A 16088-nucleotide genomic window follows, 5' to 3' on the forward strand; every position below is an offset into this window, starting at 1 on the left:
AGAACCACCATGGAACGTGGCGCCCTATGGGAATACCAGGTGTTCTGCGCCGTCGCGGAACGCCAGAGCTTCGTGCTGGCGGCGCGCGCGCTGGGCGCCTCGCCCAGCGCCGTCACGCGCGCGGTGCAGGCGCTGGAGCGCCAGGTCGGCGCGCAGTTGCTGTTGCGCAGCAAGAGCAGCGTGGCGCTGACGCCGCAAGGCGAAAGCTACTTCGAATACGCGCGCGAGCTGCTGCGCCTGGAAAGCCAGGCGCGCGAGGCCTTGCACGATGCCCAGCAAGGCGACCAGGGCCGCCTGCGCTTCTCGGCGCCCGACCTGCTGGGCGTGACCCTGCTGCCGGCCGTGCTGCGCCGCTACGCGGCCGAGCATCCGGGCGTCACGGTGGACATCCACTACACCGACAAGGCAATCGACCCGATCGCCGAGGGCCTGGATTTCGCCATCCGCGGCGGCTTCCCGGCGTCCAGCGACCTGCTGGGCGCGCGCCTGTGGCCCTACGAGCGGCTGCTGTGCGCCAGCCCGGACTACGTGGCGTGCATGGGCCTGCCGCGCGAACCCGAGGAACTGGCGCGGCACCGCCTCATCATGCATACCGGCCCGCGCGTGTTGAAGGATTGGCACCTGCGGCGCGACAAGCGCATCGTGCGCATGCACGCCGAGCCGGCGGTGCGGGTCAGCACCAGCAGCGGCCTGATGGCGCTGGCGTTGCAGGGCGTGGGCATCGCGCGGCTGGCCGACTGGGCGGCCGCGCCGGAAATCGCCCGCGGCACGCTGGTGCGGGTCTGCCCCGGCTACACCGCCACCTCGGCGCGGGGCGTGGCGCCGCAGATGCATGCGGTGTATGGATCGCGCTCGCTGCCGGCGCGCGCCCGCGCCATGCTGGCGGCGATCCGCCAGGGCGCGGGCGCCGTTTGAAAGGCGCGGCCGCTAGGACCGCTGCTGCCGCGCCTGCAACACCACCGTCTCCGCGGACTTGCGGAACAGCAGCAGATACAGCGCCGCCAGCACCAGCAGGAACGGCACGCCGAACACCAGCGTCATCTTGAACACGCCGGTGAAGTAGGTCGTCACCAGGATCGCCAGCATCGCGCCCGCGCCCAGCAGCGTCAGCAGCGGAAAGCCCGGCATGCGGAACGACAGCGCCGCGCCGCCCTCGCGCGCCCAGCGGCGGCGGAAGAAGTAGTGCGTGACGAAGATCATCATCCACGTGAACAGCGCGCCGAACATCGAGATCGCCATCATCAGCGTGAACGAGGTTTCCGGATACAGCACGTTCAGCACGGTGGCGATGGCGATGCCGCTGGTCGACAGCAGCAACGCGTTCAGCGGCGTGCCGCTGCGCGTCAGCCTGCCCAGCGCCGCCGGCGCGTGGCCGGCGCGCGACAGGCTGAACATCATGCGGGTGGTGATATACAACTGGCTGTTCATGGCCGACAGCGCCGCCACCAGCACGATGAAGTTGATGACCCCCGCCGCGTACGGCACCTTCACCGCTTCCATCACCGTCACGAAGGGGCTGCCGCCCTTGCCGGCCTGGTCCCACGGCACGATGGCCAGGATCAGCGCCAGCGTCAGCAGGTAGAACACGACCAGCCGCACGATGGTGGCGCGGAACGCCTTCTTCACCGCGCGCTCGGGGTCCTCGGCCTCGCCCGCCGCCACCGCGATCATCTCCACGCTCAGGTAGCTGAAGATCGAGATGACCACCGCGATCCACATGCCCCACACGCCGTTGGGGAAGAAGCCGCCGTGCGCCGTGTACTGCGCCGTGCCGTACTGCGGACTGCCCCAGACCACATAGGCGCCCAGGATGATGAACGCCACGATGGCGCTGATCTTGATGGTCGAGAACCAGTATTCGATGGTGCCGAACGCCTTCACGCTCATGGCGTTGATGAAGATCAGCGCCGCCGAGAACAGGCAGACCCATTGCCAGCCGGGCACCGACGGGAACCAGAACTTCATGTACTCGGCCACCGCGGTGACCTCGGTGCCCACCGCCAGCACCACGCACGACCAGTACGCGTAGCGCACCAGGAAGCCGGCCAGCGGGCCGATGTAGTGCTCGGCGTAGGCGCCGAACGAGCCCGAGGTGGAATGCGCCACCGTCATCTCGGCCAGGCAGCCCATCAGCAGCAGCGTGATGAGTCCGCCGATGGCGTAGCTGATGATGACGCTGGGGCCGGCGAAACCGATCGCGAACTTGCTGCCCAGGAACAGGCCGGTGCCGATGGCCCCGCCGATCGCGATCATGCTCATCTGGCCGGACGTCAGGCGGCGCTTGAGCCCCTGCTCGCGTTCGGCGATCCTGCCGAATCCTTGTTGTTGTGTCATTGTCTCCTCCGGTACTGCGCTCTCTTGCTGGATGTCGCTCGGGCCGGTGCGCGGCAGGTCAGGTCACGGCCGAGCGCTGCTTGAACTCGGGCTTGTCCCAGGCCTTGCTGTCGAGCACGTCTTTCAGGATCTCGACCGCGTCCCACACGTCGGCGTAGCCGAAGTACAGCGGCGTCAGGCCGAAGCGCAGCACCTCGGGCTCGCGGTAGTCGCCGATCAGGCCGCGCGCGATCAGCGCCTGCATGACCTCGTAGCCGTTCGGGTGGCGCAGGCTCACGTGGCTGCCGCGCTCGGCATGGTCGCGCGGCGTCACCAGCGTCAGCGGATGGCCGGCGCAGCGTTCCTCGACCAGGGCGATGAACAGGTCGCCCAGCGCCAGCGACTTCCTGCGCACCTCGGCCATGTCGGCGTCGCGCGCCACGTCCAGGCCGCATTCGACCATGGCCAGCGACACGATCGGCTGGGTGCCGCACAGGTAGCGGCGGATGCCGCCGGCCGGCTCGTAGGCGACCGTCATGTCGAACGGCCGCTGGTGGCCCCACCAGCCCGACAGCGGCTGCCAGAAATCGGGAATGTGGCGCGGCGCCACCCAGATGAAGGCCGGCGAGCCCGGGCCGCCGTTCAGGTACTTATAGGTGCAGCCCACGGCGTAATCGGCGTCGGCGCCGTTCAGGTCCACCGGCACCGCGCCGGCGGCGTGCGCCAGGTCCCAGATGACCAGCGCGCCGCGCTCGTGCGCCTGGCGCGTGACCGCGGCCATGTCGTGCATCTGCCCGCTGCGGTAGTTGACGTGCGACAGCAGCACCACAGCCACGTCCTCGTCCAGCGCCCGCGCCAGCGGCAGGTCGTCGTCGATGAGGCGCATCTCGTAGCCCTGCTGCAGCAGGTCGATCATGCCCTGGATCATGTACAGGTCGGTGGGGAAGTTGTCGCGCTCGGACAGGATCACGCGGCGCCCGGGCTGGCGCTTCTGCTGGATGCGCAGGCTGGCCGCCAGCGCCTTGAAGATGTTCAGCGAGGTGGTGTCGGTGATGACCAGTTCGCCCTCTTTCGCGCCGAGCAGGCCGGCCAGCTTGTCCCCCAGCCGCGACGGCAGTTCGAACCAGCCGGCGGTGTTCCAACTGCGGATCAGGCCGGTGCCCCATTCCTGGGTGATGACCTCGGCGGCGCGCGCGGCGGCGGCGCGCGGCATCACGCCGAGCGAATTGCCATCCATATAGAGCACGCCGGGCGGCAGGTCGAAACGCGCTTTCAGCGGCGCCAGGGGGTCCTGCCGGTCGGCGGCGACACAGCTTTCGCGGGTATGCATTCACAGCTCCTTCGGGCAATATGCTGGCTACATACTATCAGCGCGAGTAAGCCGAATACTTGCAAAACGAGGCGTGGCTTACCCTATGATTTCGCATTAAATTGCGCCATAGACCATTTTTTCGAATTGGATTGCATCATGCAATTGGACGCCATCGACCACCGCATTCTCTACCGCCTGCAGGAGAACAGCCAGCTCAGCAACCAGGACTTGGCCGAGCAGGTGGCCCTGTCGCCGTCGGCCTGCCTGCGGCGGGTGCGGGCGCTGGAGGAAGGCGGCTTCGTGCGCGGCTACCGCGCCGTGCTGGACGCCGAGCGGCTGGGGTTCGAGCTGGAAGCCATCGTGCACGTGTCCCTCGATCAGTCGCGGCCCGGCTGGCACGAGGAATTCCTGGCCGGCATCGCCCTGTATGACGAAATCACCGAGGCCAGCATCGTCACCGGCGCCTCCAACTACATCCTGACGGTGCGCACCCGCAACCTGGCGGCCTTCTCGCAGTTCGTGGAAGACAAGCTCAGCAAGATCGCGGGCGTGCGCGACCTGTGTTCGCATATCGTCATGCGCAAAGTGAAGAACCGCGGCGGCATGCTGCCACTGGCGGCCTGGCGCTGACGGCCCCGCGTCAGGCGTGGCGCAGGAAACCGAACACCGTGACGAAGTGGCAGGCCGATCCGCCCATGACGAACAGATGCCAGATGCCGTGGGCATGGCGCCAGCGCTTGTCGTTGGCGTAGAACACCGTGCCCACCGTGTAGAGCGCGGCCCCGGCCAGCAGCCACGCCAGCCCGGCGCCCGACAGCGCGCCGGCGATGGGCGCGGCGCACATCACGCCCAACCAGCCCATCGCCAGATAGAGCGGCAAGGCTGGCGCGGCCCCGCGCGCCCACCATAGTTCGCGGCCGATGCCGTACAGCGCCAGCAGCCAGATCGCCACCGCCATGGCGGCGCCCCAGCCCAGTTCCGGCGGCACGAACGCCAGCGGCGTGTAGGTGCCCGCGATCAGCAGGTAGATGGCGCAATGGTCGGCCTTGGCCCACAGCGCCTTGCGGCGCCCGCGCGAGCAGTGATACAGCACCGAAGATGCATAGACGGCGATCATGGATGCCGCGAACACGGCGCAGGCCACGGTCTGGCGCCACTCGACCTTCAATTCCGCGGCCCGCGCGATCAGGGCCCCGGATGCAGCCACCGCCAAGGCCAGGCCGGCCAGGTGCGTGGCTCCGTTGAAGCGCTCTCCTTCGTACATGCCATCCCTCCCGCGCAGGCGGTGCGCCGACGCTTTCCATCATGCCGGCGCGATATGACAGCTTGGGGTCAGCACGAACACGGGGTGGCAGCAAATGGCGTTCCTGCCCGCAGGCGCGCCATTACCCGGAAGAAAGCGCCGCTCAGGCGATGAAATCCACCGCCGCCGGATAGCCTTCCAGCGCGCGCGCCGCCAGGATGGCGCGCTGCACCGCGATCGCCATCGCCTCGGCCGCCATCACGCCCAGCAGCATCATGTTGGCGGGCTTGTTGGAGACGCCCGTGCCCAGCGCGAACACGGTGTCGCCGTCGAGCATGGTGTGGATCGGGTTGATGGTGCGGGCCAGGCCGTCGTGCGCGGTCTGCGCCATCTTCTGCGCCTGCGCCTTGGTCAGCTTGACGTCGGTCGCCACCAGGCCGATGGTGGTGGCCGCGCCCTCGCGCATCGAGGTCGGCAGGTCGCCGGCCAGGATCGCCGCGCGCGTGTCCAGCAGCATCTTGCCGTCGGCGGTGCGGGCGCCGGCCAGCACGTGGCCGGTGGCCGGATCGACCACGTCGCCCACCGCATTGACCGCGACGATCGCGCCCACCGTGACGCCCGCCACGGTCAGCGAGGCGCTGCCCAGGCCGCCCTTCATGGCGCGCTTGGCGCCGTACAGCTTGCCGACCGTCGCCCCGGCGCCGGCGCCGACGTTGCCCTCCTGCGGCGGCTTGGCGCTGGCCGCCTTGCAGGCCTGGTAGCCGGCCGCGGCATCGGGCCGGATCGAGGCGTCGCCCACGCCCAGGTCGAACAGGATGGCGGCCGGCACGATCGGCACGTGCGCCACGCCCACGTCGAAGCCGATCTTGCGTTCTTCCAGGTAGCGCATGACGCCGGTGGCCGCCTCCAGGCCAAAGGCGCTGCCGCCGGCCAGCATCACCGCATGCACTTTTTCCACCATGTTGACGGGATTGAGCAGATCGGTCTCGCGCGTGCCCGGCGCCGCGCCGCGCACGTCCACGCCGCCGGTCGCGCCCGCTTCGGCGATGATGACCGTGCAGCCGGTCGGCCGCCGCGTGTCGGTGTAGTGCCCGACCTTGAGGCCGGCCACGTCGGTGATGCTGCCGCCGCCGGGCACCCGGCGCAGGCCGTTGGCGCCGTGCGCCGGCATGACACTTGCGCAAGCCGCGACACCCGCCGCCGCCATCATGAACGCCCGCCTGTTCCACTGTTGTTGCACGCCTGTCTCCATCTGGATACCACCTGGATGAACCCCGGGCCGGGCGGCCCGGGGCGCGAATACCGCATATGACTTGCCGCTATATTTTTACTATTCCTTATGCTTTGTGGAAAAATAGGCGCGTTGTTAGAGTGCGGCTACACCGGAAGGCGGCGCGATCCGCGCGGCCCTTTCGCAGTGATCCCTCATCCGTGGAGCATTGCCATGAAACTCTTGCGCTCGTTGTTCATCGCCGGCCTGGTCCAGGTCGCCGCCCTGTCCGCCGCCCACGCCCAGTCGGGGCTGGACCAGATCAAGTCCGCCGGCGTGTTCAAGATCGGCACCGAAGGCACCTACGCTCCCTTCACCTTCCACGATGCCTCCGGCCAGCTTACCGGTTTTGACGTCGACATTGGGCGCGCCATCGCCCAGCGCCTGGGCGTCAAGGCCGAATTCGTCGAAGGCAAGTGGGACGGCCTGATCGCCGGGCTCGACGCCAAGCGCTACGACGCCGTCATCAACCAGGTCGGCATCACCGACGCGCGCCGCGCCAAGTACGACTTCTCCGATCCCTACATCTCGTCGGCCGCGGTGCTGATCGTGCGCGACGACAACACCACCATCAAGTCGTTCGCCGACCTGAAGGGCAAAAAGTCCGCCAACACGCTCACCAGCAACTTCGGCAAGCTGGCGCAGAGCCATGGCGCGGAAGTGGTTGCCGTGCAAGGCTTTAACGAAGCCATCGACCTGCTGACCTCGGGCCGCGTCGAGGCCACCGTCAACGACAACCTGTCGTTCCTGGACTTCAAGAAGCAGAAGCCCAACGCCAAGGTCAAGATCGCCGCCACCGACAAGGCCGCCGAATTCAGCAACTCCGGCGTGCTGCTGCGCAAGAACAATCCCGAACTGGTCGCCGCCATCAACAAGGCGCTGGCCGATATCAAGGCCGACGGCACCTACAAGGCCATCTCGGTCAAGTACTTCGGCACGGACCTGTCGGCGCAGCAATAAGCGGCCCGCTCCATGACGCTCCCCGCCTGGCTGCACAACGTCCTGCCCGACTGGATTCTGTCCCAGGTCGACACCCTGGCGGTGCCGGCCTGGGTGCAGTTGATGGCCGACTCGTTCTGGCCCTTGCTGCACGCCGGCCTGGTGTTCACCGTCCCGCTGACATTGATGTCGTTCGCGCTGGGGCTGGCGCTGGCCTTCGTGGTGGCGCTGATCCGGCTGTTCGGGCCGGCGCCGCTGGTGGCGCTGGTGCGCTTCTACGTCTGGCTGATCCGCGGCACGCCGCTGCTGGTGCAGCTATTCGTGATCTTCTACGGCCTGCCCAGCGTCGGCGTGGTGCTCGACCCGCTGCCGGCCGCGCTGATCGGCTTCACGCTGAACGTCGGCGCCTACAACTCCGAAGTGATCCGCGGCGCCATCGAGTCGATCTCCAAGGGCCAGTGGGAAGCCGCCTATTCATTGAGCATGACGCGCGGCCAGGCGCTGCGCCGCACCGTGCTGCCGCAGGCCGCCCGGGTGGCGGTGCCGCCGCTGTCCAATTCCTTCATCGCCCTGGTCAAGGACACCTCGCTGGCCGCCGTGCTGACGGTGCCCGAGATCTTCCAGGCGGCCCAGCGCATTGCCGCCGTCACGTACGAACCGCTGATCCTGTACACCGAGGCCGCGCTGATCTACCTGGTGTTCAGCTCGGTGCTGTCCGCCGCCCAGGTGCGCCTGGAACGGCGCTTCGGCCAGCACGCGGTGTTTTCCGAGAAGAACCGATGATCCGCCTGGAAAAGATCGAAAAGTCCTTTGGCGGCAACCTGGTGCTCAAGCAGGTCGACGTGGCCATCGCCGAAGGCAGCGTCACCGCCCTGATCGGCCCGTCCGGCAGCGGCAAGAGCACCCTGCTGCGCTGTGTCAATCTGCTGGAGGTCCCCGACCGCGGCACGCTCGAGATCGGCCCCGAACGGGTCGAGTTCGAGCCCGGCGAAAAGCTCTCGCGCGATCAGGTGCAGCGGGTGCGCATGCAGACCGGCATGGTGTTCCAGAACTTCCAGTTGTTCCCGCACCAGACCGTGATCGGCAACGTGATGGAAGGGCTGGTGACGGTGCAGAAATGGCCGGCCGACCGCGCCCGCGCGCGGGCCGAGGAACTGCTGCGCAAGGTCAACATGCTGGACAAGGCCGAGGCCTGGCCCGCCAATCTGTCGGGCGGCCAGCAGCAGCGCGTGGCGATCGCCCGCGCCCTGGCGCCCGCCCCCCGCGTATTGCTGTGCGACGAGCCGACCTCGGCGCTCGATCCCGGCCTGGCGGCCGAAGTGGTGGACGTGCTGCGCCAGCTCGCCGGCGAAGGCATGACCATGCTGATGGCCACCCATGACCTGCGCCTGGCCGCCAGCGTGTCGCGCGAAGCGGTGTTCCTGCTCGAGGGCAAGGTGGTCGAATCGGGCGCCTCGCGCGACCTGTTCACCCGGCCGCGCGACCCGCGCACGGCGGCATTCATCTCGACCCTGACGCAGGACGCCGGGCATCCAGCCTGAGCCGGCGGCAGGCCGGGGCGGCGGATCCGCTAGAATTCGGCCCCTGCGGCCCGCGCGCCTACTTGCCCGGCAGCGAGCCGGCAGGATCGACCGCCTGGCCGTCGTAGCGCAGCTCGAAATACAAGCCGACCTGCTTGCTGTCGCTATTGCCCATTTCCGCGATCTTCTGGCCCTGGCTCACCCGCTGGCCTTCCTTGACCAGCAGCTTGCTGTTGTGGGCGTAAATGCTGAGGAAGCTGGCGTTATGCTTGACGATCACGAGATGCCCGTAGCCCCGCAGGCCGCTGCCCGAATAGGCCACGGTGCCAGCGGCGGCGGCCACCACCGGCGTGCCGGCGGAATTGGAGATCACGATGCCATTGGATCCCGAACCGTCATAGCCGCGGGTGACCTTGCCCTGCGCGGGCCACACCAGCGAAATCGCCCCCGGCGGCGCGGTGCGCCGCTTGCCCGTGGCGGAGGCCGGCGCGCGGCTGCCCGACGAACTGGCGCGCGGCTTGGCGGGGGTGGAGGCGGCCTGGCCGGCGGGCGGCACGACGCGCAGCATCTGTCCCACCTCGATCGAGTTGGAGTTGGACAGGTTGTTCCAGCGCACCAGGTTCGATACGCTGGTGCCTTGTTTGCGCGCGATCTGCGTGAGCGTATCGCCCGACTGCACCCGGTAGTAGCCAGGCTGGACCTTGGTCGTGCCGCAGGCCGCCAGCAGCGCCAGCACCACGGCCAGCAACGCCAGCCGGACGAGCCGGATGGCGCCGCGGGACGGCGGACGAGCCGGAAGGCCGCCGGAAACGCCGGCAAAATCGGGAACAGGCAAGAGCTGGGCGGGCAAGGAGAGCACTGAATCCTGGAACGGAGTGAAGAATGACTGCGTCCAAGGGTACCAAGATTTTCGGACGCCGGTATGCCCCCGCAACTTTCGCGGACCATGCCGGGCCGTGTATAACCCGCTGATTGCCGCGAGCTACGGCTCGCCATGCATCACAGCGTCTGCAAGGAACAATATGGGAAAGCCCCAAGCGCCGAGAAAGAACCTGTACTGCCTGCTATGGGCCATCCCGTACCTGCTGTGCGGCGTCTTCTCTCGCCTGCTCAACGACCCGGTGAGCCATGCCGTGTTCGTCTGGCTGCCGCCCGGCGTGGCGGTGGGCGCCTATCTGTTGACGCAACGCCGCAACTGGTCGCTGCTGCTGGCCGCCTTTTTCTGTGCCCAACTGGCGCTCACCAGTTTCACCCGCGGCCAACCCGCCACGGCGCTGGTGTTCGCCATCACCGCCAGCCTGTCCAGCCTGCTGGCGGCCTGGACCGTGCAGCGCCTGAGTCCGCGCGAGGGTGGCGTGGGCCTGGTCGCGGCGTTGCTGGCCGGCGCGGTGGCTGGCGCCGGCCTGTCCGCCCTGCTGGGCGGCGGCTGGCTCTGGCTGACCCAGGAAGCCCATGCGCTGGTGCGGCTGCGCACCTGGGTGGCGGCCTATCTGGCGGGCATCCTGATCCTGGCGCCCGCGCTGACGGTCTGGGCCCATTTCCGCCCGCGCCGTTCGGGTGGTCCGCGCCGGCGCGACCTGGTGCTGGGCGTCTGCGCCTACGTCGGCCTGATCGTGACGACCTTCATGACCTTCGACGGCGACATGATCAAGAACCTGCCGTACGTCGTCACCTTCGAACTGACCTACCTGCCGCTGGTGTTCGCGGTGCTGACCGCGCTGGTGTGGGGCCCGCTGGGCGGCACCCTGGCCGTCATCACGCTGACCCTGATGGCGCTCTACCAGAGCGCCCAGGGCGAAGGCCCCTTCGTCGAGGCCAACGACCACTGGCACGTGCTGCTGGCCACCCAGGTCTACCTGGTGGTCACCGCGCTGCTGATCCTGCTGGTCAACACGCTGCGCGGCGCCCGCGCGCAGGAACTCGAGAACGCCCTGCAGTGGCGCGGCCGCTTCGACCTGGCGCTGGCGGGCAGCCACCAGTTGATGTACCGCTACAACCCGTTCGACGGCTCGCTCGAGCTGGCCGGCGACCTCCAGGGCGCCTTCGGCATGCCGGCCGACGCCATTCCCAACCTGGACGCATTGCTGGCGCTGGCCCATCCCGACGACCGCGCGCGCCTGACGCTGCACTGGGCCGCGCGCCGCGCCGGCGCCCAGGACCGCACCCCGCTGCTGTTCCGCGTGGCGCACGCCGACGGCGGCTGGCGCGTGGTCAGCGACCGCGGCTCGCCGCTGGAGGATTTCGACGGCAGCGTGGCTGTCGTGGCGGGTATGTGGCGCCTGGGTGAAGTCGAGCAGGCAGATGTCAACTAGCACCGGAGCCCTGCTCATCCACGGCTTGGGCGGCACCCAGTACGACCTGGGCTCGCTGCACAAGATCCTCAAGCGCGCCGGCATCGAAACGCACACGCTGACGCTGCCCGGCCACGGCACCACGCCCGAAGACCTGCTGCCGGTGCGCGCCGAGGACTGGATCGACGCCGTCACCGCCAAGTACCGCGAGGTGGCCGAGCGCCACGACACGCTGCACGTGGTCGGCATGTGCCTGGGTGCGCTGCTGGCGGTGGAGCTGTGCAAGCGCGTGCAGCACCGCAAAGGCAAGCTGGTGAGCCTGGCCGCGCCGGTCTTCATCGACGGCTGGAGCACGCCCTGGTACCGAGGCCTGCGCAAGCTGGTCTATCGCATCCCCGGCCTGGCCGCGCGCATGCGGGTCGAAGAGGAAGAGCCCTACGGCATCAAGAACGAGCTGGTGCGCTCCATCGTCAAGGCCAAGTTCGAGCGTGGCGAGAACTTCCACTACCGCTGGGTGCCTCTGGCCTGTGTGCGCGAAGTCGACCGCCTGCGCCGCCTGGTGCAGCGCGGCCTGAACGCCATCAGTTGTCCCAGCCTGATCATCCACGCCCACGAGGACGAGCTGACCTCGGTGCGTTCGGCGCACTACCTGAACGACGCCATTCCCGACAGCCGGCTGGTGCTGCTGGACAACAGCTACCACATGATCTGCGTCGACAACGACCGCGACCGGGTCGCCTCCGACATCCTGCAGTTCATGGACAAGCGCCCGGCGATCGCGCGCCCCGGCCGCGCCGCCGCGATGAGCGGCGACGAAGTCGAGCGCATCCTGGGCGACTACCGCGAGGCGATGCTATCGGGCCAGTTCGAAACCCTGTTCCCCCTGTTCGCCGAGGACGTCGTGTGGCACAAAGAGGGCGAAAGCCCCCTGAGCGGCGTCTACCAGGGCCGCGGCGGCCTGATCGACCTGTTCTCGCGCGTGATGGACTATTCGCGCAACACCTTCACGGTCGACAGCGTCGGGCCGCCGGAACCGGCCGGGCGATCGATCGCGGTGCCGCTCACCTTCCAGGTGCAGGACGGCCCCATCCGCTACCGTGGCGCGTCCACCCATATCCTGCGCCTGCGCAATAACGCCATCGCCAAGGTCACCTCGCGCGCCTCCGACCCGGCCACCGAGGACGCATTGTGGCGGCGGCTGGCCGTCGCCAGCGGCCTGGAGCCCGAGGGCGACGCGATGGACCCGGAAACGCTGGCGATCGCCGCCGACGACCTGGAGGACGCATTCGAGGCGGCCGCGATGGCGCTGCGCGCGCTGCCACAGGCGCCATCCACCAGCGTCGCCATCCGGCTGTATGCCTACGAGCAACAGGCCCGGCGCGGCGATGCGCCGCCGCATGACGCGCCGGACGCCAGCGTGCGCGAACAGATGGAGCTGGCCACCTGGCGCCTGCTGGCCGGCCTGCCCGCCGACCAGGCGCGGCGCCGCTATATCGCCCTGATCCGGCGCCTCGATCCCGACACCTGAAGCCGGCCGCGGCCGCTCGGCCTACAATCGGTCCATGTCCGCCCTGACCCATCCCTCGCGAACCACCGGCGCCCTGCGCGTCCGGGGCGTGCTGTGGCTGGCGTTCCTGGCGCTGCTGCTGCGCGCCCTGGTGCCGACGGGCTACATGCCCGACGCGCGCGCGCTGCACGACGGCCGGCTCGAAGTGACCTTCTGCTCGGCCGCCGGCGACCTGTCCACCCTCAAGATCGCGCTCTCGCCCGACGGCAAGCACGGCGGCGCCGGCAACTCCGGCGCCGACACCGGCGCGCAATGCCCGTTTGGCCTGCTGGCGCACGTCACCCCGGCGCCCGCCGCGCAGACCGCGCCGCTGGCGCTCGCCATCTCTCGCGCCGCCCCCTTCCCGCCGGCAAGCGTGGCGACGCCAGTGCAACCGGCCCAAGGGCCGCCGCTGGGCTCGCGCGCCCCGCCCCTCGCCGCCTGACTCCGCCTCTCCGCGCGGCCCCGCCGCGCCCTTGCGAACCGTCAACCGACGAGGCTTTCATGCACTCCCCCCTTTCGCGCGCCCCCGTGGGCGCCGCGCCGGCGCCCGACCGCCACCGGCGCAGACTGCTCTCGGCCCTGGCGCTGCTGCCGCTGGCCGGCTGCGGCCCAGACGCCCCCAAGCTCAACGGCATGGATCTGACCAGCATGCCCACCGGCGATTTCCAGCTCCGGGACACCGAGGGCAGGCAGCGCCAGCTCGCCGACTACCGCGGCAAGACCGTGATGCTGTTCTTCGGCTTCACCCAATGCCCGGACATCTGCCCCACCGCGCTGACCCGCGCACTGGAGATCAAGAACCTGCTGGGCGCCGACGCCAAGAAAGTGCAGGTGCTGTTCATCACCGTCGACCCCGAGCGCGACACGCCGGAGATCCTGCAGGCCTATATGCAGGCCTTCGACCCCGCGTTCGTCGGCCTGCGTGGCGATGCCGAGCAGACCCGCGCCGCCGCGCAATCATTCAAGGTGTTCTACCAGAAGGTCCCGACCGGCTCGTCCTACACCATGGACCACACCGCGCTGACCTACGTCATCGACGCCGGGGGCAAGCTGCGCGTGGCCCTGCGCCACCAGCAGAGCGCCGAGGAATGCGCCGCCGACCTGCGCACGGTGATCTGAACCGCCCGCCCCCCGATCAAAGGAACCCCCATGAAAAAGACCGCCTTCAAATCCCTCGCCGCCGCCTTCGCGCTGGGCGCCCTGACCCTGCTCCAGGCCCCCGCCCTGGCGCAGGACGCCACCCTCAAGGTGGAGGACGCCTGGGTCCGCGCCACCGTGCCCAGCCAGCACGCCACCGGCGTCTTCATGCGCCTGACCTCGTCCGTCCCGGCGCGCCTGGTCGGCGTCGAGTCCGACGCCGCCAAGCACGTCGAGGTGCACGAAATGGCGATGCAGGACAACGTCATGAAAATGCGCCAGATCCCCGTCCTCGACCTGCCCGCCGGCCAGCCGGTGGAACTCAAGCCCGGCGGCTACCACGTCATGCTGATCGACCTGGCCAGGCAGGTGTCGGCGGGCGACCCGGTGGCGCTGACGCTGCTGGTGCAAGACGCCAACGGCCAGCAGCGCCGCGTGCCGGTGACGGCCACGGCGCGTCCGCTGGCGGGCGGCGCGGCCCCGGCCGCCAAGCATGGGCACTGATTAACAGGGACCGCGTCATTGCAAGCGCATTGACACCTGTATTTCAAGCTTGAAATAGCTGTTTGCCCCGCAAGCCGCGTTTTCTGCAACGCCAGGACGGCCACCCGGTCGAATCAAGAACACCGGGTGCGCCGTTTCTCCACGCATCCGCCGCATCCCAGGAAATCGCCCCCATGCCGCACCGGGGACGACGGCGCGGCCTGCCCCCAGGCCGTTTGCTTTGATTGCCAGGAGCGTTTCATGAAGACCTTGACAGCTACTTTGTTGCTCTGCGCCGGCCTCGCCGCCTCCGCTGCCGTGCAAGCCCAACCCGCCCAGGCCGCGGCTCCCGCCGCGCAATACAAGCGCGACCTCTACGGCGACTGGCGCGTCAGCTACCCCGCCCCCGCCGCCAAGACCGCCGACCAGGTGAGCGCCGAACTCGCCCAGTCCAAGGCCGACGGCCAGTACACCTTCGGCCAGGAAGACTACCCGCCCGCCATCGCCTCCAACGGCCCGGGGGAAAGCCGCGCCCAGGTCGAACAGGAGCTCCAGACCGCCGAGATGCAAGGGCAGATGGCATCCGACCAGGAAAGCTATCCGCCGGCGCCGATGGCGCATAGCGGTGCGTCCGCCATTCAATAAAAGGGACACACCGCAATCTGCGGCCCGTCCTGATTCCTCATACAATGCCAGCACACATCCGCCGCCGGCGGCCTCGCGGGGCCCGGCGGCAGCGCGGCGCCCCACGCCGCCCCGGATGCCAGCGTTCCGCGCAGCCGGGCGCCTGATCCGCCGGCGATAGACCGGCAACCCTGTGTCTGGATATGCCCGGTAGTTCCGCCTTTTCCTTCCTGCGTACCCTCTGCAGCCTGCGCTGGCTCGCCATCGCGGGCCAGGCCGCCACCATCCTGGTGGCCAGCGCCGTGCTCGGCCTGGCCCTGCCGCTGGAGCCGCTGTGGATCGGCGTGGGCGTGCTGATCGGCTTCAACGTCTACGCCAGCCTGCGGCTGCGCCACAGCCGCGACCTGTCCCACGCCACCGCTTTCGGCCACCTGCTGGTGGACATGGCGGTGCTGGCCTGGATGGTGGGCTGGAGCGGCGGCCTGAGCAATCCGTTCGGCATGATGTTCCTGATCCTCACCGCCCTGGCGGCCCTGGCGCTGCCGCGCAACTGGGCGCTGGCGGCGGCGCTGGCGGGCATCTCCGGTTATTTCGCCGCCGCCATCTTCGGCCAGCCGCTGCGCGGCGACCTCAACACCCACACCCTGCTGCTATGGGGCCTGGCCGCCAACTTCCTGATTTCCGTGGTGGTGGTGCTGGTGTTCACCACCCGCCTGGCGGCCGACCTGCGGGCGCGCGAGCGCGAACTGGCGCGGCTGCGCGAGCGCTTCACCCGCAACGAGGGCATCGTCGCCCTGGCCACCCACGCCGCCGCCATGGCGCACGAACTGAACACCCCGCTGGCCACCATGACCCTGCTGGCCGACGAGATCGCCGCCGAGGTCAAGGAGCCCGACCTCAAGCAGGACGTCGCCACGCTCAGCCAACTGCTGGCCCTGTGCCGGGAACGGATTCGCAATCTGGCGGTCCCAACCGCCGTGGACCTGGTGCGCGTGGTGGGCCAATGGCGCCTGATCCGGCCGACCATCGACCTGCGCCGGTCGGGCACGCTGCCCGCCAGCCTGCGGGTCGATCCGGCCATCGCCCACCTGCTGCAGGCCCTGCTGAACAACGCGGCCGATGCCGGCGAAGCCGCCAACGAGCCGCGCGTGGACCTGCACCTGGAATACGGTTATGGCGCCCTGCGCGGCGAAGTGCGCGACTATGGCGGCGGCTTCGACCCCGACCACACGCTGCTGCCGGCCACCAGCCTGTTCAACAGTGGCAAGCCGGGCGGCCTGGGCGTCGGCCTGGCCCTGTCGCACGCCACCGTCGAGCAGTTGGGCGGCGAAATGACCATGACCGCCGCCGATGGCGGCGGCACCCGCATCCGTTTTTATTTGCCTCTCGGCACTCCCGGGACCTGAT

17 protein-coding genes are annotated in these 16088 nt (G+C 69.2%); 12 read left to right on the forward strand and 5 right to left on the reverse strand.

All coding sequences use genetic code 11. From position 1 onward, the window contains the following. Positions 1-9 precede the first annotated feature (9 nt). Positions 10-915 carry a LysR family transcriptional regulator gene (locus tag ACUDCK_RS23045; protein WP_116792575.1) on the forward strand — a complete coding sequence of 302 codons (906 nt, stop codon included), beginning with the start codon at positions 10-12 and terminating at the stop codon, positions 913-915. Positions 916-927: 12 nt separating this feature from the next. Here ACUDCK_RS23045 and ACUDCK_RS23050 read toward each other — a convergent pair whose 3' ends face one another. Beyond that, positions 928-2334, reverse strand: a complete 1407-nt coding sequence (locus ACUDCK_RS23050) for an amino acid permease (RefSeq protein ID WP_175168355.1) — start codon at positions 2332-2334, stop codon at positions 928-930. Between the two features lie 58 nt (positions 2335-2392). Then, the gene (gene kynU / locus ACUDCK_RS23055) at positions 2393-3643 is read right to left on the reverse strand and encodes a kynureninase (RefSeq protein ID WP_175142602.1); all 1251 of its coding nucleotides are present in this window, start codon (positions 3641-3643) and stop codon (positions 2393-2395) included. Between the two features lie 138 nt (positions 3644-3781). On the opposite strand from kynU, the gene ACUDCK_RS23060 reads away from it, so the two are divergent. Further along, complete coding sequence (locus ACUDCK_RS23060) at positions 3782-4255, forward strand: Lrp/AsnC family transcriptional regulator (protein ID WP_006386706.1); 474 nt, start codon at positions 3782-3784, stop codon at positions 4253-4255. Positions 4256-4265: 10 nt separating this feature from the next. On the opposite strand, the gene trhA is transcribed toward ACUDCK_RS23060, so the two are convergent. Together trhA and ACUDCK_RS23070 are read right to left on the reverse strand one after the other, a co-directional pair. After that, positions 4266-4889: a PAQR family membrane homeostasis protein TrhA gene (trhA, locus tag ACUDCK_RS23065; protein ID WP_054500917.1), complete on the reverse strand. Its 624-nt coding sequence runs from the start codon at positions 4887-4889 to the stop codon at positions 4266-4268. A gap of 142 nt (positions 4890-5031) precedes the next feature. Next, entirely contained in the window at positions 5032-6120 is a 1089-nt protein-coding gene (locus tag ACUDCK_RS23070) for a P1 family peptidase (RefSeq protein WP_175142603.1), read from the reverse strand. Positions 6121-6312: 192 nt separating this feature from the next. Between ACUDCK_RS23070 and ACUDCK_RS23075 the strand changes: the two genes are divergently transcribed. The 3 genes from ACUDCK_RS23075 to ACUDCK_RS23085 all read left to right on the forward strand — a co-directional run bounded on the left by ACUDCK_RS23075 (position 6313) and on the right by ACUDCK_RS23085 (position 8618). Then, positions 6313-7098, forward strand: coding sequence for an amino acid ABC transporter substrate-binding protein (locus tag ACUDCK_RS23075; protein ID WP_054500916.1), 786 nt, complete (start codon positions 6313-6315; stop codon positions 7096-7098). An 81-nt stretch (positions 7099-7179) separates the two neighbouring features. After that, positions 7180-7860 carry an amino acid ABC transporter permease gene (locus ACUDCK_RS23080; protein ID WP_026384606.1) on the forward strand — a complete coding sequence of 227 codons (681 nt, stop codon included), beginning with the start codon at positions 7180-7182 and terminating at the stop codon, positions 7858-7860. Further along, positions 7857-8618 carry an amino acid ABC transporter ATP-binding protein gene (locus ACUDCK_RS23085; protein ID WP_054500915.1) on the forward strand — a complete coding sequence of 254 codons (762 nt, stop codon included), beginning with the start codon at positions 7857-7859 and terminating at the stop codon, positions 8616-8618. The genes ACUDCK_RS23080 and ACUDCK_RS23085 overlap by 4 nt, the downstream gene beginning before the upstream one ends. Before the next feature lie 58 nt (positions 8619-8676). On the opposite strand, the gene ACUDCK_RS23090 is transcribed toward ACUDCK_RS23085, so the two are convergent. After that, complete coding sequence (locus ACUDCK_RS23090; protein ID WP_244976982.1) at positions 8677-9447, reverse strand: peptidoglycan DD-metalloendopeptidase family protein; 771 nt, start codon at positions 9445-9447, stop codon at positions 8677-8679. A 172-nt stretch (positions 9448-9619) separates the two neighbouring features. Here ACUDCK_RS23090 and ACUDCK_RS23095 point away from each other — a divergent pair, with 172 nt between their 5' ends. The 7 genes from ACUDCK_RS23095 (at position 9620) to ACUDCK_RS23125 (ending at position 16087) form a co-directional block, all read left to right on the forward strand. After that, entirely contained in the window at positions 9620-10909 is a 1290-nt protein-coding gene (locus ACUDCK_RS23095; RefSeq protein WP_054500914.1) for an MASE1 domain-containing protein, read from the forward strand. After that, positions 10899-12416, forward strand: coding sequence for an acyl-CoA-binding protein (locus tag ACUDCK_RS23100; protein ID WP_064524824.1), 1518 nt, complete (start codon positions 10899-10901; stop codon positions 12414-12416). Before ACUDCK_RS23095 ends, ACUDCK_RS23100 begins: the two co-directional genes overlap by 11 nt. 34 nt (positions 12417-12450) lie before the next feature. Further along, positions 12451-12879, forward strand: coding sequence for a DUF2946 family protein (locus ACUDCK_RS23105; protein ID WP_064524822.1), 429 nt, complete (start codon positions 12451-12453; stop codon positions 12877-12879). Positions 12880-12938: 59 nt separating this feature from the next. Further along, a complete protein-coding gene (locus ACUDCK_RS23110; protein WP_175168354.1) occupies positions 12939-13556 on the forward strand; it encodes an SCO family protein in 618 nt (205 codons plus the stop codon). 30 nt (positions 13557-13586) lie between these two features. Further along, positions 13587-14078, forward strand: coding sequence for a copper chaperone PCu(A)C (locus ACUDCK_RS23115; protein ID WP_175168353.1), 492 nt, complete (start codon positions 13587-13589; stop codon positions 14076-14078). A 240-nt stretch (positions 14079-14318) separates the two neighbouring features. Further along, the gene (locus tag ACUDCK_RS23120; protein WP_064524818.1) at positions 14319-14702 is read left to right on the forward strand and encodes a DUF4148 domain-containing protein; all 384 of its coding nucleotides are present in this window, start codon (positions 14319-14321) and stop codon (positions 14700-14702) included. Positions 14703-14884: 182 nt separating this feature from the next. Next, the gene (locus tag ACUDCK_RS23125; protein WP_049075761.1) at positions 14885-16087 is read left to right on the forward strand and encodes an ATP-binding protein; all 1203 of its coding nucleotides are present in this window, start codon (positions 14885-14887) and stop codon (positions 16085-16087) included. The last annotated feature ends 1 nt before the right edge of the window (position 16088 follow it).

Source organism: Achromobacter sp. CF-sbj1-Ac2-l (genome assembly GCF_052698165.1).